The organism is Paenibacillus monticola (assembly GCF_009664975.1).
GTDB lineage: Bacteria > Bacillota > Bacilli > Paenibacillales > Paenibacillaceae > Paenibacillus_AQ > Paenibacillus_AQ monticola.
This window is the reverse complement of the sequence record NZ_WJXB01000013.1, coordinates 161,302-183,799: the sequence shown is the minus strand read 5'-3', so window position 1 is coordinate 183,799 and position 22,498 is coordinate 161,302. Positions and strand designations below refer to the sequence as shown.

The window sequence follows — 22,498 nt, the reverse complement described above, 5'->3', positions numbered from 1 at the left end:
ATATGGTAGAAGAATCCGTAAATAAAATAGATAATATATACTATGAGTTTGTGATTTTTTGGGGGCGAGGTTTATGCAAATGAAATTGGATAAAAGTGAGAAGATTGACTCCGAAAATAAAAAGGTTGGCCTAGCATTATCCGGTGGCGGGTATCGGGCCTCGTTTTTTCATTTAGGCGTACTGGCCAATCTTGCAGAGAAAGACTTGTTAAGGAACATAAGCGTAATCTCAACGGTTTCCGGGGGCTCAATCGTGGGGGCACTTTACTTCTTAAAATTAAGAGAAAAGGTTATTGAAAATGGTCAGCTTAGACACCTGGATTATATCCAAATTGTACAAGCAGTAGAGGAGGACCTTGCCGCTGGAGTCTCCAAAAATATTAGATCGAAAGTATTCCTCCATCCCCTTAATGAGCTTCGGGCTGTCTTTCAGTCTCGAGAAAAAATACTCGCTCAACTATATCAGAAGTATTTTTACAAGTCGGATTTGATGATGCATGAGTTAAAGGTTAGTGGCCTTCCAAAGTTAATTATCAATGCGACATTTCTCAGAAATGGAGGTCATTGGTATTTTTCTCAAGACGATATGGGGCAATATATGGACAATAAAATTGTAAACTCAAAAGGTTCCATCTCTTATCTAAAAAACCCTGTTTATTTGAAGGATGCTATTGCAGCATCGTCTGCAGTTCCCGGATTGTTCAATTATGTTAGAGTCAATATCGATTCGGTATCGCATAAGTTGGTTGACGGAGGAGCATTTGATAATTTGGGGCTTTTTTCATTACAAAATGAATCATGTGATTTTTTTATCCTAAGTGACGGATCGAGGCAATTAACAGAGGAAGAATTCATTCCACGTAAGCGTCTCTCAGTTCTAAAACGTAGTTATGATGCTAGCTTGGAATTAAATAAAAAGATGATGCTGGAGTCTTGCTCTGACTATATTCACATTCACCTTAAAGAAAGCCACGCAAATGTCGATTTACATGTTAGCGAGGCTTTATCAAAGCTAAGAACAGATTTAAACAATTTCTTACCACAGGAAAGAAATTCATTAAGCTTCTTCGCCTACCTACTGACCGACGATGTTAGTTGTCATATAATTGTCAACACAGAGTTGAAGGGGGATTTTACTTTCAAGGAAAGTGGGAACGTCAGTCTCATGCAAACCCCCACAGATAAATTCAGAAGAGGGCTCAGGAGCGGACGTAAATTAAACCACGTAAGTGGTAAAGGGTTTATCCAAGCATTAAGTGAAGCAAAGTATTTTATAGTAACTTTTCTTCTGATTTTTTTGGCATCATTCTGGTATGCTTTGTTAGCCACATCGGGTATTATTCCGGATAATGATCCAGTGATAAATAGCTATTTTCAAGCATTGCTAATCATTATTTCAGTTGTTTCGGTTTATCTCATGTTTCTTACTTCAATGGATGATTACATCCACCATGTGGATATGGTCATTGCAAAGCTAATTCATCTAATACTGTCACTATTTTATTTGCTAGCAATCGGTACGGCTGCTGCCATAGTTATAGGTTTAGTGATAATACTTTTAACTGGTCGTTTCACGTAAAGTAATTATAAAGAATGTAAAACACTTATGACGTTGAGATAGGATCGAGGAGGTCTTATTGAGGAAGACAATAATTGAGACTTAATCGCAAGGGGGACCGCCCTACAGACGTTAAGGTGAAGTGTACCAAAAATAATATTGCCTTATGTAAGTACGAAAATCATAACCTTTGTAAGGCGGATTTTTGAATGCAGTAACATAAGAAATTTCGCCCTATAGATGGTACGGTGAGCCGTATCACAAGTAGGGCGAAATAAGCGACGTGATCAATACTGTCGTAGAATATTACACTTGAGGAGGAGTAGTTGCGGACGATACTGACTAGTGCAAGAGATGTCAATGAATCTATTACGTGAAAAAGATGAAAGGTGCACTCAACTGACTGAAACATTACTTATATTTGATAGATAAAAAAATTTATCGAGGATGAGTATTACTAAAAGGAAAGTCCTCTTTCTTTTAGTCTATTCACTAAATTTTCTAAACTAGGATTAAGCGGTGATGGATTATAAAGGATAATTACGAGAGATGCAGAATAAAGTAATATTATACCATTATAAGGGGGTAAACTATGCTTGAATCAACAGTAAACATTCTACATCTCTCAGATTTGCACTTTGGTGCAGAAAATAGCATTAAAAATCCCACAGCATTGGCACAAAGAAAAATAGCTTTAGATTCATTAGTTGACACTATCTCTAAAGTCACAGAAAATGAAAAGCCTGATATTGTGGTGATTTCTGGAGATATTACGTGGCAAGGGAGCAAAGAGGGGTTTGAACAAGCCGCCATCTGGATTGAGAAATTACTAATTAAGTTAAACCTTACCACTACTGAACTTATTATATGTGCAGGCAATCACGATATTGACCGACGTAAAACTAAAGGGATGAATCCACCGAATAATTCAAGAGATGCCGATGATTGGCTTTCTCTGGAGTCCTTGGAGAATTTCATTAACCCATTTAGTAACTATTCAGAATTTTGTGAGTCCTTGGGTCTTCCTTTTGTTAATCTTAATAATTTTTCGAATTATTTGGTTGGAGTACGTGACATTAGGGGAATAAGATTCTTAGTTTTAAACTCTGCCTGGTTTTGTCGAGGCAACGATGATGTCAAAAAACTTTGGTTAGGACTCCCTCAACTTCAGTTATTAGAAAGTCAAGGAAATATTAAGATGAACAGTGTTGATCATCTTACCATTTCAATTGTTCATCATCCTTCCAATTGGTTTCATGAAGAAGAAATAGTAACTTATGAAAGACCGGCCACGTATAGATATTTGTCAGAAAGAAGTCATTTAATACTTTCAGGACATGTGCATGGGGCTATTGAAAATGCAACAAAAGCATTTGATAACTCTTATGTGATAATTAATGGAGCATCTTACGCTGGTAATAATCTAAGAAATAACTTTTCCATTCTTCAAATTAATAAAGATAATCAATTGCTGAAACAAATTCCATTCGAATATGATCCTAGGTTCAGCCAGTGGGAAAGAAAGAACAATAAGCAAATTGACCTAAAAAAAAAAGTGGATGAAGTTCAAGCTATGGAAAAACAATCTACGAAAAGTATTTTCAATGTTCCATTTCGTAAACATCCATATTTTCTTGGAAGATCTACCGAGTTGAAAACTATTTATAATTTTTTTTCTGGAAACTTAGACTCAACATATTATTGTATATATGGTTTATCAGGAATCGGAAAAACGCAGCTTGCTATTGAGTACGCTTATGAATATCAGAGTGAATATGATGTAATATGGTGGTTTCATAGTGAAGAAGCATCCTCGCTCCTTATGGATATTGAAAGATTTTGTATTGCCTTTAATTTAATCACTATTGAAAGTGAATTATTGGATAATTTCAAGAAATTCGTTTCACTTGATCCACTACCTAAAAGTTTTTTGTTAATATTCGATAATGTTAGCGATGAAGATAAGATACTAAGTTATTTACCATTTAAACATTCAGGATTTGATGTACTTATAACATCTAATAATCCAAATTGGAGGAAGGGACTCCAACTTGGATTATTAGATGCTGAAGTTGCAACGGATTTTGTTTTACAGAGCACAGATGCAAATGAAGATTATCAAATGGCTGCATTGGAACTTTCAAACGAATTAGGGTTTTTACCACTTGCTTTGGAGCAAGCAGTAGCATATATAAAAGAAACTGGGGTAAGTATTCAACAGTATCTTGAAAGATTTAGAAAATATAGAAAAGAACTCGCAAGGGAAGGGAAACCATTAAACTATAATAAAAATATTGCTACAACATGGAAACTTCTTCTTGAAACAATCTCTGAAGATATTCATTTGGTGACAAGTCTATTTAACTACATATGCTTTTTGTCTGTAGATAATATTAGTAAAGATTTTTTATTACACAAACAACTTTCACCCTATGAAAATATTGTAATTAACTCTGAAATGGAATTAGATAGAATAGTTGGAAGATTAAGAAGACTTTCTCTAGTGAAAATGGAAAATGGAATTGTTTCAATTCATCGGTTAGTTGTTGCAATGACAATTGACTTTCTCGATCAGCAAGTAAGAAAAGACTTAATATTACACCAAGTAAACACTATGTGGGGAGTTTACCAAGCAAAGGGCAAAAGAGAAACTGAAATATTAGAACATAGTGATTACATATTAAAACATGTAGTTGATAATGATTTATTCAATGAAAATATCGCTGATTTGATGGCAGCGCAAGCAAGGGTTCAGTTAACTTTCTCCAATTATGAAAATGCGCTGATTTTATCAAAGTATTTATACCAAAAAACAATGACTCATTTTCAAGGCGATTATAATCGATTGGCGAAAGCCTCAAGTAGACTAGGCACTTATTATTATTCTCAGGGTCAATATGTGGAGGCACGAGATTGTCTTTCTGCATCCTTACAACACAACATAAGTAAGGAAGAAAAGTTATCAATATTAAACATATTAGTGAACGTAGAACAAGATTCAGGAAGATTGAACATTGCGCTAGAATATGTAAAAAAAATAGATGAGATTTTAGAGTTACATCCAGAAATAAAAAATGACCATCACGAGTATAGCGCTATTCTAAACTCGAAAAATAGATTGTTTCTTTCCCGCTCGGAATTTGATAAAGCAGAAGATGCTATACTTGAGGCTATCTCAATTAGCAAAAAAAAAGACCAGACAAATGTATATGGTCTTTCTACACTATATAGCAACTTAGGTCATGTATACGACAAAAAGGGTGAAATCCAAAGATCAATTGAATGTTATCAAAGAGCGATAGAGAATAGTAAAAAGTTATTTAATGAAAACCATGAATTTTTCGCTCGAGATTACTCGAATTTAGGTTTAGCTTATTATTATTTATATGATACATTTCATGCAAAACGATATTTAAGAAAAGCACTTGAAATAGCAATGGTTATTAATCCTTTCCCAAATAATTTCACAGCGAATATTTTAAATAATTTAGGGATGGTATTTGAAGCTCAAGGCAAAACCAGTGATGCTCTTGAACATTTCCTAGAGGCTATGGAAATGTACAGGAGCCTAAATCAGGAAGATAACCAAGATATATCAATGGTATTATATAATATAGGAGGGGCTTACCAGCATCTAGGGCAATTAGATACTGCGGAAGAATATGTTCTTAAAGCTCTGGAAATAGACTCGCATATTTATAGTGAAAATCATCCGGAAATAGCGAAAGACTTAGGGAAATTAGCTGTAGTAATGCTTGAAAAAGAGGATTACAAGAAAGCTATTATATATTTGAATCAAGCGGTTTATATTTATGAATATCATAATTTAATACACCACATTGAATATGCCTCTGCTATTGGTCATAAAGCATCTGCGATATACGTGACCGGAAATAAAAATGTTGCTAAAATGATGTTAATTAAATCATTAGATATAATTGCTGAATATTATGGATCAGAAATAGGTCTGAGTGTAATCTTATTTAGCACATTTGTAATACATGTTGAAAACTGTGGAAATCAAAATAAGGAACTAACATTCTTGTACGAAACAAAAAAAAAATATTTGTGAGTTGCATTAATGCAAGAAATAAAAAATTAAAAGCACTGACCCTCTAGGGTCAGTTTGCTTTAATAATTATGAAATTGGAAGATGTGGAAAAAATTAAATGGGAAGTAAGAGGAAATTAAATACATTATTCGTAACATCACATTAACAGCTTTCCTAGAGGTATACTGATGGCAATGTATTTTGTCAAGAAATTAAAACTAACTGAAGTGGTTTTAATTACCTAAAAGACTTAAAAAGAGTTAATAACATCATCAGAACGATGCAGTTTTATAACGATTAATCCGTAACCTAAGCCAATGAATTTCGCTCTACAGATGTTAAGTTGAACCGTATCATAACCTAGGGCCAACGGGAAACGTTAGTTCAATAAGTTCAATGAAGAGTTTGACAATAGTGGTTCTATTCTGGTCGAAAATCAATATCAAACGAATGCAGAGCCTATTGTAAAAAGAGATAAAGTCATCTTTGAGTAATACTGTGGCTGGTTCCTGTCAATTCAAATGGAGGGTATTTTGTGTTAGCTGATCCAAAAGCTGATATCTATATGTGAGGATATGGAGCCGGCTAACACAAACTGCTTAAGTCAAAGCTGGAGTGTTATGGAAATAAGTATTACTCCATAATCCAGAAAGAAAAGAAGACGCCAGGAAATGGTCAAGACCCCATTAAGTAGACATTGAAAAAAGACCTAGGCTACAAGCTGATTCCTGTACTCAACAGGAGTCAGCTTGTTTAGTTTTCGTTGTGCTCTATCTTCGTTGTAAAAACGTATATACTCCTCAATTCTTCTTTGTGCCTCAGCGATACTTCGTATATCATAAGGATAGAGTGCTTCGACTTTAAGATGAGAGAAGAAGCTCTCCATTGAGGCATTGTCATAACAATTGCCTCGGCGTGACATGCTGATTTGGGCTCCAACCTGTGGCAGCATGTCATGGTATGCATGGGACGTGTACTGGCATCCCTGATCGCTGTGTACGATCAGTCCAGTCACGTCTTTGTGTGTTTCAAAGGCCTTTCTAAACGTATCTAATACAAGTGGATTGTCGTTACGTCTGCTAATATGGTATCCGACGATCTCGTTATTCCACAGATCCTTGATAGCCGACAAGTAAATCTTTTCATCGAAGATCCGATATTGTGTAACGTCCGTTACCCATTTTTGATTGGGTTTATCAGCTTTGAAATCTCGTTTCAATAAATTCTCAGCGACTCTTCCATCCGACACCGCTGCCTCATAGGTTGTTCTGTGGACGTACTTACGGCGTATAATGGCTTGAATACGGAGTTCCCGCATGAGTCGTAAAACCTTCTTATGATTCACGACAAGGCGATATTGGCGGTATAACTCATCCTGTATCCGACGGTATCCTACCGTCTTGTTCCGTTGCTCATAGATGGCTTTGATCTTACGTTTCAGACCCTCGTCTGGATCCTTGTCCTTGTGCTTCAAATAAGCATAGTAACCGCTTCTGTGGACCCCTAGATATCTACAGAGTTCCTTTACAGTCTGCTTATGCTTCAGTTCGTCGATGACCACATATCTATCCCGCAACCCTCCTGATTCAAGATTTACAACCACTTTTTTAGAATGTCTACCTCTAACTGCAAACGACGCAATTCCCGCGCTTGTTCGGTTTCAGACCTATGTGGATCTCCACGTCTATCCTCAAACGAGGCCTCTCCTATTGCCTGATACTTCCTCACCCAGACACTGACACGCTTCCTATCGTTAATGTCCAAGTGTTCTGTAATCTTTCTGTAGCACCATCCTTCCTCAATAAACAGTCGAACAGCTTCTACTTTTACAGATTCAGGATAATGCTTAAACTTCTGACCTTTCTTTGCCGGCATAAAAAATGCACCCCCTAGAATTACATCGGATTTACCCAGGGGTTTTTCCAATGTCTATTCTAAGGGGTGCACTTCAGAGTTATTCGCCTACTTTTTTTTCCAAGAGTTCAGAATAGATGGTGAAGTGATTAAACAGGCAGGTTAGCTTAATGATTTCTCGAATACTCTACATATGGAGTTATTTACAAAGTTCGTAAATAAGACGTTATATGAAATACGGCTAAAGACTATTTAAGAGGAGAATGATAATGGAATTCACTTTTGAACTTCCTAAGAAAGACGAAAAACTATTTAAAGATGGTGGTAATTATTATGAATTCGCCCATTTTGGATGGGGCAGTACTGAAACTGAGTTTTATGGTTACATGAAAGGCTATAAAGAGTCTGCTGATCTACTAGTTAATTCTTCAGTTGCAAGTCGTGATATTAGCATGCTAGACACCAGTGTGTTTCCAATCCTTTTTCTATATCGGCAATATCTTGAACTTGCGATGAAGAGTATCTATTTACGGATTTCAGAAGACAACTGGGGAGATAAAGAAGATACTATTAAGAAATCTAGTCACAATTTAATGAGCATTTGGAATAAAGTTAAGCCTATTTTAGAACCACTTGGAAGTGAAGATAAAGAAATGATAGTAACGGTAGAACAATATATTAAAGAATTCCATCAGTTTGACAAATCATCTTTTACTTTTAGATACCCAATTACTAAAGAGTTAGATAGAGTGCTGACAAGTGAAAAAAGAATAAACCTGATCAATCTTAGAGATCGTATAGAAGAGTTGTATAATTTCTTCTCTGGTTGCAGTGATATGCTAGATGCAGATTTAGAACATAAACATAATTTTGAAGACTTTTATTAGAAGATTCGAAGAAGAGCCGTACTTCATATAACACAGTATTCGCGCTTCGGGCCATTCGGCCTCGGTCCGGCTGAGGGATTTCGGAGAAGCTGGAGCAGCCGTACACATCCATTCCCCTAAGATAAGAGCTATCTAAGGGGAATGGATGTCACGAATACAAGAACGTTAGCTGAAATCCTCAGAGATAATATGAATGGAGAGTAATACATATGAACTCAGAATTCGTTATAGACACAATTTTAAAAAATAATAATTTCATGAACTATAAAGTAGATCAGAATTCCAATGTGGACAGAACATATTATAGCAGTAACAATCAGACTAGAATTTTACTAACACCGAAATCGAAGATATCAGATACTATATTAATTGCTGCACACGAAGCATCCCATGTATTAAATTATCATGAAAGAAAATCAAATCCAGTACTATTGGTTACTCTTGAAAATTTCATGAAAGTTACTTATTTTTTATTCATTGCTCTATCAACATACATTTTTATTACACAGTTGGCTGGTCATGACTTTAAATATTATTTGTTTTTAAATCTATTTTGTCTAATAACCTTCATTTGTTATACTTCATATTTATTTTATTATCTTAGAGATGAAGCCTTAACAGAAAAAAGAGCAATTAGAGAATTGAAAATTTGGCTCTTTACGAAGTTAACCCAGAATGTAATTGATGAAATAATAGCTGAAAATAATTCGAGAATAATTAAGTGGATTTACTTAAAAGTAACTATTTTGTTTGTAGGACTTACAATAATAATGTTTTTTCTAAGATTTGGATTTATCAAAATACATTTTTAATTGTAAGTTATCCAAGGAGCTGAGGACTTCATCTAACCAAATATTCACGCTGTGGGCATACGTCCTTGATCCGGCAGTCGCCGGATACCCGACATACGTCGGGTCGTGAATACAGGAACGTTATAAGAAATTGGCTAAATTACATACATAAAAAGGAGAAACAATAATGCCTGAACAGCAGTGGGTTGGCAATTTGATTACAGCTATAGCTACGTTTTCAGTAGCTGGAATAACTATTCTTGGTTACTATTTCAATAATAAATTAAATTCAAAGTCGGAGAAAGAAAAGTTCGAAAGACAAAAAAATTGGGAGAGAGAAAAAATAGATATTGAGTATAACAACAAACAGAATGAATTGAAATACAAGGTTTATAATACGATTTTGAAATTGGATGGAGAACTTAGTGTTCTTACTTATCATCCAAGAAGACCAGAATTCGATAATCGTCAATTTGAAAAAATACTTCGCCCTGTTTTATTTGATAACTATCATTTATTGGATCAGGATGTTAGAGAGAGTATTAATACAATTGATTATACGCTTAAAAAGGGTGCCTTTTTTGAAGAATTGGAAGAAGAGGATAGAGAGTTATTGGCTCATAATTACTCAAAACTTATTAATAAAATTGAAAAACATTATAAGTAAGAAACAATTATTTGTACGTGGATCAAGGGAGCAGCCAACATCTTATAACATTATATTCACGTATCGGGCATACCACGGTCCGGCAGAAGGATTTCGGCGAAGCAAAAGCAGCCGGACACATACGACTTTGTGGGACGTCGTGAACACGGGAACGTTATACGAAACTAATGAAAAAATATAAACAAAAACGATAAAAGAGGTGAGAATATGGTCGGAGAAAATCAACCATTTCCGGAGATAAAAAAGGGGATAAACATACATGATGTTATTTTAACAAAGTATAGTGGTAAATCATTGGAGGAAGAGAAGAAGATTTTTCAGAAAAAAACAAGCCAGAATGTAATGAGGATTCGAAGTCAATTTTTACTGATAGAGAAAGAAATGATCAAAACTTTTGATTATGTTGAACCTAACAACAATAATTTAAAAACTAACTCAATTAGATTTGCTTCAATAATTCGAGAATCATGTAATTTATTCGAGCTAGTATCTAAAGAAGTGTATATTAATTTATTCGAGGTACCTGCTGGAAAACAAATTAATATTTTTAACTACTTATCATTAGATGGAATTTGGGAAAACAAGAGTATTAAATCTTTATTATAACTGGAGAAAAACGTGAGAAAAAACGTGGGGAAAAGCGTGATTTGTAGCAAGACTTTATTTTAACGGGCAACGGTGGAATGCGGGTTTGAGGGCTGTTTTGTAGCAGGGGTTTATTCATTTTGAACAGTTGCTGTAGCCAACAAATAAATTCCTGATATTACAAATAAATCCGTACTAAAAATCGAAAGCCAGCGGCAAATCTCTGGTCTGAGGAACACGAACTTCATACAAGGCTAGTGTACGTTGGATGAGGTTGCCAAAGTCCCGTGGTGTGGAAAAGCGGCTATCCATCTAATGGACAGCCGCCTTTTCAAGTATTACTTATTTTATCCATCCGTCAAAAAAAGAATGATCCTCCATCCCATAATAGGCCTTTACAAAGGCTATGAATTCCTTCGTATCAACCTGCTTGTATTGATAAGTCTTAAAATACACCTGTAGAAATCCGATATTGTCGTCCTTCTGCCGCTCAAACAACTCCTTAAATTTTAGGGTGGGCTGAGCATACAGTGAGGAACCGATTTCCCCGTTCCGATAATCGGAGAGTGGAAGGTTGGAATATTGCCTGTTAGGTTGGTACAGACTTTCCGCGAAAGAATAGTCCTTCAAATATAATGAGGTCGCAAGCTCAGTCATACCTTCATCCAACCAGCCGTCATGGAACGTATCATTGCTGACAACGCCATAAAACCATTGATGGGCAATCTCATGCACAATGACATGGCGGATATCTTTTTGTGTAAAGATCGCAACGATTCCCGGATACTCCATCGATAAACGATCACCTAGAATAATATCAAGCTGCTTATGCGGATAGGCTCCAATGTTCTGATTAAAAAAATGCAGCGCTCCTACAGCCGTCTTAAGTGCATTTTCGATATATTGCTTGTCCTCAGTCCCCGCCCAGACTTTGATTTCAATATTATCGACGCTTTGCCGGATCGGGCTCAAGTCTTTGGTGAAGCTGACCATGAATTCTTTCACATGCTTCGCTTTTAATTCACCAGAGGATACACTTTCAACAGGATCAAGATCAGAGGTGCTAATTACGCGATATTTGCTAGGCAGCTTATAGTGGAGCGTGAAGTCACTGAAATCCGTATGATAGGACTCGATGGCCAGGAGATAAGGCTGTTTGTTCCAACCGTTCTCATAGGTGGCCAGCATAGGATACCACTGGGCTAGATCAAAGCTTTGGCCAGTTCGGGAGAAGCGGATCCCCTTTTCCGGCAGAGTGAAGGTATAACTCACCTCTACCTTCGTGTCCGCAGTTGGAGCAAGTCCGTCTTCCAGCGGAATTTCTAAGGTATCCCGATTCAGCGTATAAGAGGCTTTTTTCTCGTTGATTTGTACACTGTTCAGTTTAAAGCGGGCATCCTTACGGTAGATATACTGCTCATCCGGCAACGTGAAGATATTGGGGATCATATAGAATACAAGCTGGTCCCAGTGATCGGACGATGTATTCGTAATATGGATGATCGCTTTGACCGTGAATTGGCCTTGTTCATTCATCAGCAGGTCAAGATCATAAGCAGCCTTGTTATTATTGGCGATCGGATGCGGAATAAATTGAGATAAATCGCCTATCTTCGCAGATCCGGATACGGGTTCGGGAAGGTGGGTATCGTCCGTTTCCGGTATGACAGCACTCGCACTGGAATCATCTACCGGGTGCATTATCCTCTGGACAGAAGCTGCTGAGAGAGCCAGCATCAGTAGTAGGGCTATTGTCAACGCGCCTTTAAGCAGCCGTGTGGACAACTTCGACGCGGATATCCTTCCGGCCAGGCCTTTTCGGAGTCCGGCACCGGCGGCCAGCTCAGCTGGAATAATGGAACCGGCCAGACCTGCCATCAGAGGTACAAGGGCAAAAGGCAGGATAACCCATAGCTCCCTACCCGGAAATTGGCCATAAATTCCTGTAATAAACAGCGTACCTAGAATCAGGGAGAGGACACCTGCTAGGGTCCCCGCGATCACACCCTCCCAGAGTATTAAACGGCGAATCATATTCTTCCGCCAGCCGAGCGCCTTCAGCAGGGCAACTTCAGCATTGCGTTCAGTGACATTTTGCCACATGATTTCAGCAATGGTCAGAACGGAGATAATCAAACAGATAATCATGGCTACATAATGCATCGGACCGATCTCCGCTGCAGCATATTGCCCCAGCCAGGATGTATAAAAGGTGCCTTTCAGGCGCAGAGTGACAAATACTAGAAACATCAATAGTGTCGCCGGAATAGTCATAGAAACAACCGATAAGGAATTGCGTTTGAGTTTTCCGGTGAAATGCGCCAAGGCGAGCTGAAATAAATGGAGGACCGGAGTTACGCGCCGGACAGCAACTGATGTCTCTCCTGAACGCAGTGATTCCACAGGTGAGATTCTCCGTACCAAAATTATGGGTGCTATAGCACCCATTGAATAGATTAAGAAGCCAAATCCTCCCACTGCAAGAAACTCTGACAAGGCAATTTGACGCCTGCCTATGAATATAAAATAAGATTCCATACTCCAGGTCACAAGCGCAACAACCAGTCCAATTAGTCCCGCTTCAGTAAATATCAGGCGGTTAATCTGTGAATAACGCCAGCCAATGGAGAGCAGGACAGCAAACTGCTGTTTACGGACTAGGAAGGAGACCAAGTTCGTAACTGCCACATAGATTACTGCCACAACCATGATGAGGACAAGCATACCGGAAAAACCGACCTTTACTTCACTCACCAGGGTGAATGCCGTTCCAAGTTTAATCCATTGTTGCTCGATCCAGCCCAGGTCAGTCTGTGTACCGCTTGGCGGGATCTGAATCAGCACCGGTTGCGGTGATGAAGCAAAGGTAACATCGGCAAGTAATCCAGTGGTTTCCCGGATTGTTGCTGCTACCCGCTCCAACTTTGCCCGGTTGGCTTCCGTAATCTCAACCACTCCGTTTACTTTGACACGAATAACGGATATGGGAGCATCCCCCATAATTAAACCGGCTGCATCCAGTGTAGTCAGCATTGTGGGCGGACTTGTCATAAATCCCAACGGATTATGTATTGAGGAGAGATGCACTTGGGGGTTTACCGGTTGCCCGTTTTTGTTCAGTACAGACTTTGCTGTTGGCGTACTATAAGTATCCATTGGAAACAGATTGCCGATATCTTTGGTGACTTGCAGATTAGCTGGATCGTACATGCCAATGTATTCCGGAAGCAGTTGAAATTGAGCTATTCTATCTGGACTCTGCGTGTCCATAAGTTTCTTCAAAGGACGGTAATATTCAGGGAACTGATCGGTGAATGCCGCATAGGTGGATACAGCATGATCATTAACTGCTGCGGTTTGTGGCAGATTATGGGTTTGTAATTGGTAGGCAACGGGCCATCTATCCATATAAGGGCTACTGACTGGATTAAACTGCATAGGAGTACAGAGTTGAAAACTCCTAATCCCCTGAAATTGCATATCCTGATTAAATAGGTTGTCAACGAGTGCTTCAAATACTTGCTCTGAACTATAGCTGTGCGATTGCTTGGAATCAACCGGGCTCTTCTGCAAATATGATTTGACTCCGGCAGTACCCAATTCGGTTATAGCGGCACTCGCTTCCTCTGGGGTAGAAAAAGGAAGATCTAGCCGGGTCGTCTCAAAAGTGTATGTAGCATTCTCTGGTAGGACATTACGACTGACAAGTATGGGTAAACTGATCTCTTTGGATTGGAACTGAGTATTATATTTTGCAGTACTTTTATCACTTGCACTGAAATATCGGCTAGTTTCACCATCGAGAGGTTTCAGTGCCTGATTTAACCCCACCAGCTTGTTCTCTTCAACGGGGTCAATTCCTACCAACAACGATTGGTACTCAACAGTATCAACAAAGATATTATTGGTTCCATAGTCGGCGATTCTATATGTCTGTGCCATATCTTTATCAAGGGAGAATTTATAGGTGCCGTAAACATTATATTCCTCTGTATTTTGAAGCTGCATACCGTTATCAATGGAAACTTTAAGCTTCGAATTGTATATTCCGGGTTCTTCTACCTTGGTATATCCATCCAGCGATAGGCCGTAGCCGCTGTACCCAATTACCGCCAAAGGGGCGGCTACCTCTACTCCGGCTATTTGCTTGATCTGATTCCATTGTTGTGTACTGATCCCTCCGGAAATTCCGCCTGGCAAGTTTGGCTCTATTAGCTGATTCTGTTCATCCGTTAAAGTTGTCCCCGGCGGACGCACAAGAATATGATAAGAGACCTGCCATTTGTTCTGCAGTGTCTCCATCACCGTGCCTTTATTCGATTCCATTAATCCAGAAAGGAAACTTAAACCCGAACTGACAATAAAAACTCCGATCAGGAGCACGATGAACCGTTCTTTATTCCGCCACCAGAACGATCCGAGCAACTTTAGCATAAAGCACCGCCTGTAGTCACATTTCTTTCCTGGATAACGCGTCCATCCCTGAGTTCAATAGTCCGGTCAGCCTTCCCGGCCAGATGAAGATCATGTGTGACAACAATGATTCCGCATCCGAGCTCTGTTTTTAGCTGCTGCAGCAACTCATAGAAGGCTTCGGCATTACGGGAGTCCAGATTTCCTGTAGGCTCATCTGCCAACAGCCATTGTGGTTTATTGATTAGAGCCCGCGCAATGGCCACCCGCTGCTGTTCACCGCCGGACAGCTGGGAGGGCAGAGACCTGGCTTTGTCTGCGAGCCCAAGCTGTATCAATAGTTCTTCAGCACGTGCTTTATAATTTACAGATGTTCTTCTTCCATAGAAAGGCGACATCACATTTTCCATGCTGGTTAACGTTGGTAGTAGGTGGAAATGCTGAAATACAAGCCCAATTGCTGAAAATCGGAAATCTGCCAGCCGGTTACCCTTTAGTGTTGAGACATTAACGCCCCCGATCTTGACCTGTCCAGCCGTTGGCTTGTCCAGTGTTCCAAGCAGGCTTAAAAGCGTTGATTTGCCGGAACCCGAGGCGCCTACAATGGCTGTGAATTCACGCTGTCGAAAGGACAAGGTAATGTCCTGCAGCGCGTGTGTTTCAACCTCACCTGTCCTATATGATTTACAGACGCCAATTGCCGTAAGTTCATCTATCATAAAATAGCCTCCATTCCCAAATAAAGTTATTTATCTTAAGTTAGAGTAACGTTATGCTGGCGCACCGTCAACACTTATACTAAATAATGAGCGTATGAATACTTTCCGTTAGCTTTAATTTGTTTAACCATGTCTTGAATTTCCTGTAATAGAATATCCGCATGACTAAATGTAGTTGCTTCACTAAATGACCGCGAGGACTATTAATTTCAAGCTCGGGAATGCTCCTGATTTCGTTATAGATATAGTTATGTATATCTTGTAAATGTTTGGTTCTAGAAATCTGTTCCAATATACAAATTTCAACGGCATGTGCAAGACTTGCGATTGCCGGAACATTTTCTGTTCCGGGTCTAATTCCGTATTCTTGGCCTCCTCCCCAAATAATAGGTGCAATAACCGTCTTGTTTTTAATAATCAAGGCGCCAATACTTAATAAAGTAATGAACTACGGCTTAGTACGTTATGAAAATAAATAGCTCATTTACCTCGAACCTCAGTCCGAGTCAGGACGTTGGGTTTCGATCGCGCAGAAGACTATGGAGCAGTCAATATGTATTAATCAAAGTATAATTTCCTCCTAAATATGCATTTTGGGGATTGGAATTTGCGTTTGAGCCGAATTTGTCTATGAAGAACTAAAAAGAATGTATACTGAAATATAGTTCCATGATCGATGCAATGGAAAATGAGGTGTATATTATTTATGTATAGAGTGGCTATTGTTGATGATGAGGAAAATCAGAGAAAACTTGTTAAGAATATGCTGATTACTTTATCGATAAAGACAAATATTGATTTTGAGTTCGAGTTATTCGACTCGGGAGAGCAGCTAGTTTCTCATTATGAGAATCATAAAACTCCATTCCATATCTTAATATTGGATGTTGAAATGAATGGTATTAACGGGATTCAAACCGCGCGAAGAATAAGGAGTTTAAATAATCTGGATGAACAAATTGTTTTTTTAACAAGCTACCCTGAATATATGGTGGAAAGCTTTGACGTAATAACATTCCAGTATTTAATAAAACCAATTGCACCCCCTATCTTAGAGGAAAAAATGATAAAGCTGTTCCAATATTTCCAAGCACTTGATAAGAAGTTTATGATCATCAAGTCAGCCTATGAAGAAGTGGTTCTAAGATATGATGACATCATCGGTATTGAAGCAGCCAAAAGCCTCACCATAAAAAGCAAATTAAATTTTATAACAACTAATCAAATCTATGAAAGCAAAGGCATTATCTCCGATTATGCTCTAGCCTTAAAAGACTATAATTTCTTGCAAATTCATCGTTCCGTTATTATAAATCTAATTCACGTGAAAAAATTTGCTAGTGGAGCTGTACTCATGTCTAATGGCATGGAATTTCCTATAGGCCGTTCTAAAATTAAAGAAGTTAAAGACTTTTATACAAAATTTATGATCATGAAGGTCAATTGAGATGATTCAATATAATTTGCCCATTGTCTTCTGTGTTGCACTTGTTATATGCTTTCAAATCAATTTATTCTTTAACTCGGTCTTTGATAAGACTACTAGAAAGCCTAATAGATTCGGTTACTTCTTTATTATGGTTTTACTTGTTTTTATTTATTTAGCTGTTTCTATGTCTGCTATTGTATCCTCGATTTTAGCATTGCTTATGATATTTGTTTTAGCGCAATCTTATCAAGTAGAAATAAAAGCAAAGGTCATTTTCTCTATACTCTATGGTGTGTTGATGTCTATCGTTAATTTTATATCGCTTTATATTTTTTATGCGTTAGACTCTGTAGACTTTAGCAACTTTGATCCAGTTAATGGGCAAGATCAATTGGCATTTACTAAGTCGGTATTTCTAAGCTGCATTATCATGTTTGTTGTTATTCAGATTATACGGCTCATTGCAAAACGTAGAAGCTTCTCTTTACATTATCGTTACTACATTCTATTCTTAATTGTCCCTATAATAAGTATATTCCAGCTTAATGTTCTAACTTATTACAGTGAGAAGAACATCTATTATTTCATTTCGATCATTGGATTTCTTTTCATAAATGTTCTGATCGTTTATATTTTTGATAATATCATTGATAAATTTCAATTCATGCATGAGAATGCTCAATTGCAACAACAGATGGACTATCAAGATGCTAACTACGAAAAAACAGTTCACAGCTTCAAATCAATGAAAAGAATTATTCACGATACGAACCATCATTTTCTGTATATTGAAGAGTGTATTAAACGAAATGAATTGGCAGCGGCAATGGAGCATATTAAGGTTACGTTGAATAAAGTCGAAGGAGCCTATCAAAGGGTCAATACGGGTAATCTGGTGATCGATGCCCTTGTTACGAATACGCTTAATATTGGAGAAGCAAATGGCATAAAAATAGATACGAAACTTAGCTTATATTCACAGGAAGTCAATATGGACCGTTATGACTTATGTGTCGCTCTGGGTAATATGTTGGATAACGCTATAGAAGCCTCTAAGAAGGTGAGGATTGCTGAAGATAGGTATGTGCTTATCAAAATACATTCAGATGAGTCTGCGCTATTCATTCACATCCTTAATCATATGGAGAATGAAGATACGCATCTGCAAAGCCAAAAAACAAACCCGGAATATCATGGTATTGGCTTAACCAATATAGCTAGAATATGCGACAAGTACGGTGGGAATATGGCCATTGAAACGAAATATAAAGTGTTTAACAATATGGTTGTACTGCCATTTCATACGAACAATCCCTAGACATCCTGTTGTTTAGGGATTGTTTTTTTCGTTTCAGGGTGTTTTTTTATATTTAATCCTCGCTCGTTGTATGATTCATTTAGCAATAATCAATAAGAGGAGGGATTTACAATGAAGAAGATAATTTCAGTATTCATTGCTACCATGTTTTTTGTATTACCGATTACCTCAGTTTTTGCTCAAGATAATAAGGTTGCAATAAAAGAAAGGATTCAAAGTATGGCTTCGGAGATGGTATCCAATTATGGTGTTAGTGGGTTGCAGTATGCAATCAACGATAATGGATCGATTGCTTTGTCAGATAGCGCTGGTGTATATGATAAAGCAACCAAGGCCCCGATAACCAAAGACACGATGTTTGGTATAGGCTCAGTAAGCAAGATGTATGTAACTGCCGCAACGATGATGCTGGTTGATACTAATGAAGTTGATATAGATAAACCACTCACAACGTATATCAAGGACTTTACAATGTCGGATGAAAGATATAAAGAAATTACGCCGCGTATGTTAATGAATCATTCGTCAGGACTTTACGGTACTCACTACGGGAATAGTATGTTATTCGATGATCATGATACCAAAAGCCATGATGAATTATTAGTAAGATTACAATCAGAAAGCTTGAAATCTAACCCTGGTGAATATTCCGTGTATTGTAATGATGGGTTTCAGCTGCTAGAAATATTGGTTGAACGAGTAAGTGGGTTAAGCTACACGAAATTCCTTGAAACCCATATTAGCACCCCGCTGAATTTAAACGCTACTAAGACACCACTCGACAATTTTGATAGACAAAGGCTGGCAAAAACCTATTTTCCTACAATTGATAAAGCTTTACCCGTTGAGAATGCCAATGTCCTCGGGGCAGGAGGTATATACTCAACAGCAGAAGAATTAAGTCTATTTTCAGAGGTGTTAATAGGTAAACGCACCGATATATTATCTGAAAAATCAGCAAAGTCCATGCAAAGTCATGAATATAAAAATGGAGTTTGGGTTTCAGAAGAGACAAACAGCTTTAATTATGGTCTTGGCTGGGACGCCGTTAACTTAGCACCATTTAGTGATTACGGAATAACTGTATTATCCAAAGGTGGGGATACAATAATGTATCACGCTGCCGTGAATGCAATACCAGAATATAATATCTCTGTAGCTGTGCTCTCATCAGGAGGGAGTTCACTCTTTAATACTATATTTGCAACTAATGTTCTATTGGAATATTTAAAAGATAAAGGAATTATTAAAGACATCCTACCCGTTAAAACATTTGAGCCTGCCACAAAGGTGAAAATGCCATCCGATTTGCTTGTCTATTCTGGATTATACGGTTCAGTGGGTACAACAACAAATATGGAAATTATTAATGGAGAGATTACTTTACCTGCGCTAGAAGGGTTTATACCATCACAACAATATGTGTATTCGGGCGATGGGAAATTTAAAAGCAGCGATGGCAGTGTAACAGTAAGCTTTGACAAACAAACAAATGGGAAAACATATTTAAAGGTTAACGCGTATTTGAATTTTCCGGGAATAGGTCAAATGGTTATGGCAACCTATGATTACCAAAAGCTAGATGCCAATCCTCTAAATCAAACATCTGAAAAGGCATGGAAAAATAGGAACGGGAAAAATTATTATGCTTTGGATGAGAAGATCACTTCTATATTTTATCTAGCACCTTCGATCTTAATTAAGAATATATCCGTTGATTTGAATCATGGATACGCAAATGGCACTAAAATTGTTGATGAGAATAGAGCAGTAAATGCAGTGGAAATTCCTATTATGAACGGGAGAGATGCATTTGATTTAAATTTTTATAAATTGAACCAAACGGAGTTTTTAAAAATCGATGGATTTTCCTATATAAGCGAGGATGTTGTGAAACCACTCTATGGCGGGAAATCTTCGATTTCCACTCTACAATCGGATGGTCATGCAGTATGGTTTAAAATTGATGGAAAATCAGCCAATAAGAAAATGACGGTTGATATTCCAAAAAGCGGAGGATTTGCTGTTTATGATAAACAGGGAGTGATTGTGAATTTCTCAATTGCAAGCAATAGTCATTCAGTAATACTGCCAGAAGGTGGAATGATCGTCTTGGGTGGTAATACAGGGGGAGTATTCAAAATCAGTCTAAGCAAAAATTAGAACCGAATTCGGAAAAATTTCTGATTGGTGCTTACCCGTAAGGTAGTGAAATATCGATATTGCATCCATTCACTACATTGGAAAAAAGCCATCTTCATGGAAGATGGCTTTTTTGACATGTATCGAAAAATTAACGATTTAACATATTGAAAAATTGGGTAGCAGATACCCCACCCAGAATGGATAGTTTAGCAGCTTGTGTGAGAATCCTTGTTTCCGCTTCCGTCAAAAGCAATATAATAAAGCTATGGAGGTATTATGCAAAAATTGGAGAATCACAGACAGAATGGTAGTGTATCATTGCTCTGCCGGACGTTATAGGAGCAGTAAAGCAAAGGATGGTGAAAATAAATGAAACGGATATTTTTGGTTGAGGACGATAAGGCAATCGCCAGAAACCTTATGCTTTTGCTCCGCTCGGAGGGATTTACAGTCATCCATGCCCCTACGCATGGTGATGCCCTTACTGCGCTTGCCGTGAATAAATTTGACTTGGCGTTGATAGATATTTCTTTGCCTGACGGAAATGGCTTTACGGTTTGCACGGAAATCAAAGAAACTGGGGATGTTCCCGTTATCTTTCTGACGGCTTCCGGCGATGAAGCAAGTGTTGTTACCGGACTGAACATGGGCGCGGACGACTATATCACCAAGCCTTTTCGTCCGCGTGAATTGATTGCGCGAATTGGAACTGCCCTGCGAAAAAGCGGGCGTTCCAGCTCGGATTTTGAAATTCGCGGGCTTCATGTTGATATGGCAAGTGGTGTTGTGAAAAGAAACGGCAATGAGGTTTTTCTTTCAGCATTAGAATACCGCTTGTTGCTGGTGTTTATTAGCAACCCCAAAAGTATTATCACAAGGGGCAGGTTACTTGACGAATTGTGGGACGCGGCGGGCGAGTTTGTCAATGATAATACATTGACCGTGTACATCAAACGCTTGCGGGAGAAGATAGAGAACGACCCAGCAAGCCCGCAAATCATTCTGACCGTTCGCGGGACAGGATATAGATTGGGGGACGGGTATGCTTCGGAATAGAGAATTCCGGCAGTTTGCCATTTTGTTCGCCTTAATAGCTGCCGCCGCTGTATCGCTGGGATTTGCAATCAATACAGCGGCTGGAATCCTTGCCATTGCTTCTGCCGCCACCTTTGGCATAGCGTTTTTTGCGTTCACCAAAGCCCGATATAAAAGCATTGCGCAGATTTCAGATCAAATCGATCTTGTACTTCATAACGCTGACCATCTGTATATTAGTGAATCGGACGAGGGCGAGCTTTCCATTCTGCAAAGCGAGATAACAAAAATGACACTACGTATTCGGGAGCAAAACGACGCACTGAAAAAAGATAAAGAGCATCTTGCCGATTCGTTGGCCGACATAGCCCACCAACTCCGCACCCCTCTCACATCCGTGAACATTATTCTGTCATTGTTAGTGAATAACCCTGACGAAAATGACCGGAAAGCATTGATACGGGAAACAGAGGAATTGTTTGTACAGATGGATTGGCTGCTTACTTCCCTGTTGAAATTATCCCGCCTGGACGCGGGCATTGTGGTGTTCCAAAGCGAGCAGATAGATGTAAACAACTTGATATGCGCCGCGCTTCGCCCGTTCCTAATCCCAATGGAACTGCACGATATTGATTTGCAAATAGATGCACCGAAAGGAATGATTATTCAGGGCGATTCAGGTTGGCTTTCGGAAGTAATTCAAAATATCCTCAAAAATTGCATGGAAAGCACAGGCGATAACGGGAAGATTGAGATTGTTTGCACGGACAACCCACTGTTTACCGAGATTGCCATCCACGACAGCGGTATGGGCTTTGAAAAAGAAGATTTACCCTGCCTGTTTGACAGGTTTTATCGTGGAAAAAACCCAAACGCTACAGGATACGGGATTGGATTGGCTCTCTGCAAGATGATTATAACAAGGCAGGGAGGGACGATTACTGCGAAAAATCATCCGCAGGGAGGTGCGTTATTTACCATTCGTTTCCCAAAGTGACTAATCTCTCACCTGAAAGTCACAGAGATGTAAGTCGAAGGTGCTAGTA

15 protein-coding genes are annotated in these 22,498 nt (G+C 38.5%); 11 read left to right on the top strand and 4 right to left on the bottom strand.

The features are described 5' to 3' along the window. Positions 1 to 73: 73 nt before the first annotated feature. Together GJB61_RS25630 and GJB61_RS25625 are read left to right on the top strand one after the other, a co-directional pair. A complete protein-coding gene (locus GJB61_RS25630) occupies positions 74 to 1,579 on the top strand; it encodes a patatin-like phospholipase family protein (RefSeq protein ID WP_154121868.1) in 1,506 nt (501 codons plus the stop codon). Positions 1,580 to 2,150: 571 nt separating this feature from the next. Then, positions 2,151 to 5,630 (top strand): tetratricopeptide repeat protein, encoded by a 3,480-nt coding sequence (locus tag GJB61_RS25625; RefSeq protein WP_154121867.1) that lies wholly within the window; start codon positions 2,151 to 2,153, stop codon positions 5,628 to 5,630. A 688-nt stretch (positions 5,631 to 6,318) separates the two neighbouring features. On the opposite strand, the gene GJB61_RS25620 is transcribed toward GJB61_RS25625, so the two are convergent. Together GJB61_RS25620 and GJB61_RS25615 are read right to left on the bottom strand one after the other, a co-directional pair. Continuing rightward, entirely contained in the window at positions 6,319 to 7,185 is an 867-nt protein-coding gene (locus tag GJB61_RS25620; RefSeq protein ID WP_154121866.1) for an IS3 family transposase, read from the bottom strand. Between the two features lie 17 nt (positions 7,186 to 7,202). Next, positions 7,203 to 7,484, bottom strand: coding sequence for a helix-turn-helix domain-containing protein (locus GJB61_RS25615; protein ID WP_154121865.1), 282 nt, complete (start codon positions 7,482 to 7,484; stop codon positions 7,203 to 7,205). Between the two features lie 248 nt (positions 7,485 to 7,732). On the opposite strand from GJB61_RS25615, the gene GJB61_RS25610 reads away from it, so the two are divergent. The 4 genes from GJB61_RS25610 to GJB61_RS25595 all read left to right on the top strand — a co-directional run bounded on the left by GJB61_RS25610 (position 7,733) and on the right by GJB61_RS25595 (position 10,414). Then, on the top strand, positions 7,733 to 8,350 hold the full coding sequence (locus GJB61_RS25610; protein WP_154121864.1) for a hypothetical protein: 618 nt from the start codon (positions 7,733 to 7,735) through the stop codon (positions 8,348 to 8,350). 209 nt (positions 8,351 to 8,559) lie between these two features. Beyond that, entirely contained in the window at positions 8,560 to 9,162 is a 603-nt protein-coding gene (locus GJB61_RS25605) for a hypothetical protein (protein ID WP_154121863.1), read from the top strand. Positions 9,163 to 9,328: 166 nt separating this feature from the next. Next, positions 9,329 to 9,808, top strand: coding sequence for a hypothetical protein (locus GJB61_RS25600; protein ID WP_154121862.1), 480 nt, complete (start codon positions 9,329 to 9,331; stop codon positions 9,806 to 9,808). A 207-nt stretch (positions 9,809 to 10,015) separates the two neighbouring features. Continuing rightward, positions 10,016 to 10,414, top strand: a complete 399-nt coding sequence (locus GJB61_RS25595) for a hypothetical protein (protein WP_154121861.1) — start codon at positions 10,016 to 10,018, stop codon at positions 10,412 to 10,414. A gap of 321 nt (positions 10,415 to 10,735) precedes the next feature. Here the strand turns inward: GJB61_RS25595 and GJB61_RS25590 are convergent, their stop codons facing one another. Together GJB61_RS25590 and GJB61_RS25585 are read right to left on the bottom strand one after the other, a co-directional pair. Beyond that, complete coding sequence (locus GJB61_RS25590) at positions 10,736 to 14,827, bottom strand: FtsX-like permease family protein (protein WP_154121860.1); 4,092 nt, start codon at positions 14,825 to 14,827, stop codon at positions 10,736 to 10,738. Next, positions 14,821 to 15,525: an ABC transporter ATP-binding protein gene (locus tag GJB61_RS25585; protein ID WP_154121859.1), complete on the bottom strand. Its 705-nt coding sequence runs from the start codon at positions 15,523 to 15,525 to the stop codon at positions 14,821 to 14,823. The genes GJB61_RS25590 and GJB61_RS25585 overlap by 7 nt, the downstream gene beginning before the upstream one ends. A gap of 706 nt (positions 15,526 to 16,231) precedes the next feature. On the opposite strand from GJB61_RS25585, the gene GJB61_RS25580 reads away from it, so the two are divergent. From GJB61_RS25580 to GJB61_RS25555, 5 genes are all read left to right on the top strand, one after another. Then, positions 16,232 to 16,972, top strand: coding sequence for a LytR/AlgR family response regulator transcription factor (locus GJB61_RS25580; RefSeq protein ID WP_154121858.1), 741 nt, complete (start codon positions 16,232 to 16,234; stop codon positions 16,970 to 16,972). A gap of 1 nt (position 16,973) precedes the next feature. Further along, positions 16,974 to 18,272 carry an ATP-binding protein gene (locus GJB61_RS25575; RefSeq protein ID WP_154121857.1) on the top strand — a complete coding sequence of 433 codons (1,299 nt, stop codon included), beginning with the start codon at positions 16,974 to 16,976 and terminating at the stop codon, positions 18,270 to 18,272. 111 nt (positions 18,273 to 18,383) lie between these two features. After that, entirely contained in the window at positions 18,384 to 20,435 is a 2,052-nt protein-coding gene (locus GJB61_RS25570) for a serine hydrolase domain-containing protein (RefSeq protein WP_154121856.1), read from the top strand. 351 nt (positions 20,436 to 20,786) lie between these two features. After that, positions 20,787 to 21,473, top strand: a complete 687-nt coding sequence (locus GJB61_RS25560; protein WP_154121854.1) for a response regulator transcription factor — start codon at positions 20,787 to 20,789, stop codon at positions 21,471 to 21,473. Beyond that, the gene (locus GJB61_RS25555) at positions 21,460 to 22,449 is read left to right on the top strand and encodes a sensor histidine kinase (RefSeq protein WP_154121853.1); all 990 of its coding nucleotides are present in this window, start codon (positions 21,460 to 21,462) and stop codon (positions 22,447 to 22,449) included. The genes GJB61_RS25560 and GJB61_RS25555 overlap by 14 nt, the downstream gene beginning before the upstream one ends. The last annotated feature ends 49 nt before the right edge of the window (positions 22,450 to 22,498 follow it).

Bases quoted from the DNA above. Each gene is read 5' to 3' on its own strand.
- GJB61_RS25580 (WP_154121858.1), top strand. From the start codon at position 16,232: ATGTATAGAGTGGCTATTGTTGATGATGAGGAAAATCAGAGAAAACTT.
- GJB61_RS25570 (WP_154121856.1), top strand. From the start codon at position 18,384: ATGAAGAAGATAATTTCAGTATTCATTGCTACCATGTTTTTTGTATTA.
- GJB61_RS25630 (WP_154121868.1), top strand. From the start codon at position 74: ATGCAAATGAAATTGGATAAAAGTGAGAAGATTGACTCCGAAAATAAA.
- GJB61_RS25560 (WP_154121854.1), top strand. From the start codon at position 20,787: ATGAAACGGATATTTTTGGTTGAGGACGATAAGGCAATCGCCAGAAAC.
- GJB61_RS25595 (WP_154121861.1), top strand. From the start codon at position 10,016: ATGGTCGGAGAAAATCAACCATTTCCGGAGATAAAAAAGGGGATAAAC.
- GJB61_RS25605 (WP_154121863.1), top strand. From the start codon at position 8,560: ATGAACTCAGAATTCGTTATAGACACAATTTTAAAAAATAATAATTTC.
- GJB61_RS25575 (WP_154121857.1), top strand. From the start codon at position 16,974: ATGATTCAATATAATTTGCCCATTGTCTTCTGTGTTGCACTTGTTATA.
- GJB61_RS25590 (WP_154121860.1), bottom strand. From the start codon at position 14,827: ATGCTAAAGTTGCTCGGATCGTTCTGGTGGCGGAATAAAGAACGGTTC.
- GJB61_RS25625 (WP_154121867.1), top strand. From the start codon at position 2,151: ATGCTTGAATCAACAGTAAACATTCTACATCTCTCAGATTTGCACTTT.
- GJB61_RS25555 (WP_154121853.1), top strand. From the start codon at position 21,460: ATGCTTCGGAATAGAGAATTCCGGCAGTTTGCCATTTTGTTCGCCTTA.
- GJB61_RS25600 (WP_154121862.1), top strand. From the start codon at position 9,329: ATGCCTGAACAGCAGTGGGTTGGCAATTTGATTACAGCTATAGCTACG.
- GJB61_RS25610 (WP_154121864.1), top strand. From the start codon at position 7,733: ATGGAATTCACTTTTGAACTTCCTAAGAAAGACGAAAAACTATTTAAA.
- GJB61_RS25585 (WP_154121859.1), bottom strand. From the start codon at position 15,525: ATGATAGATGAACTTACGGCAATTGGCGTCTGTAAATCATATAGGACA.
- GJB61_RS25615 (WP_154121865.1), bottom strand. From the start codon at position 7,484: ATGCCGGCAAAGAAAGGTCAGAAGTTTAAGCATTATCCTGAATCTGTA.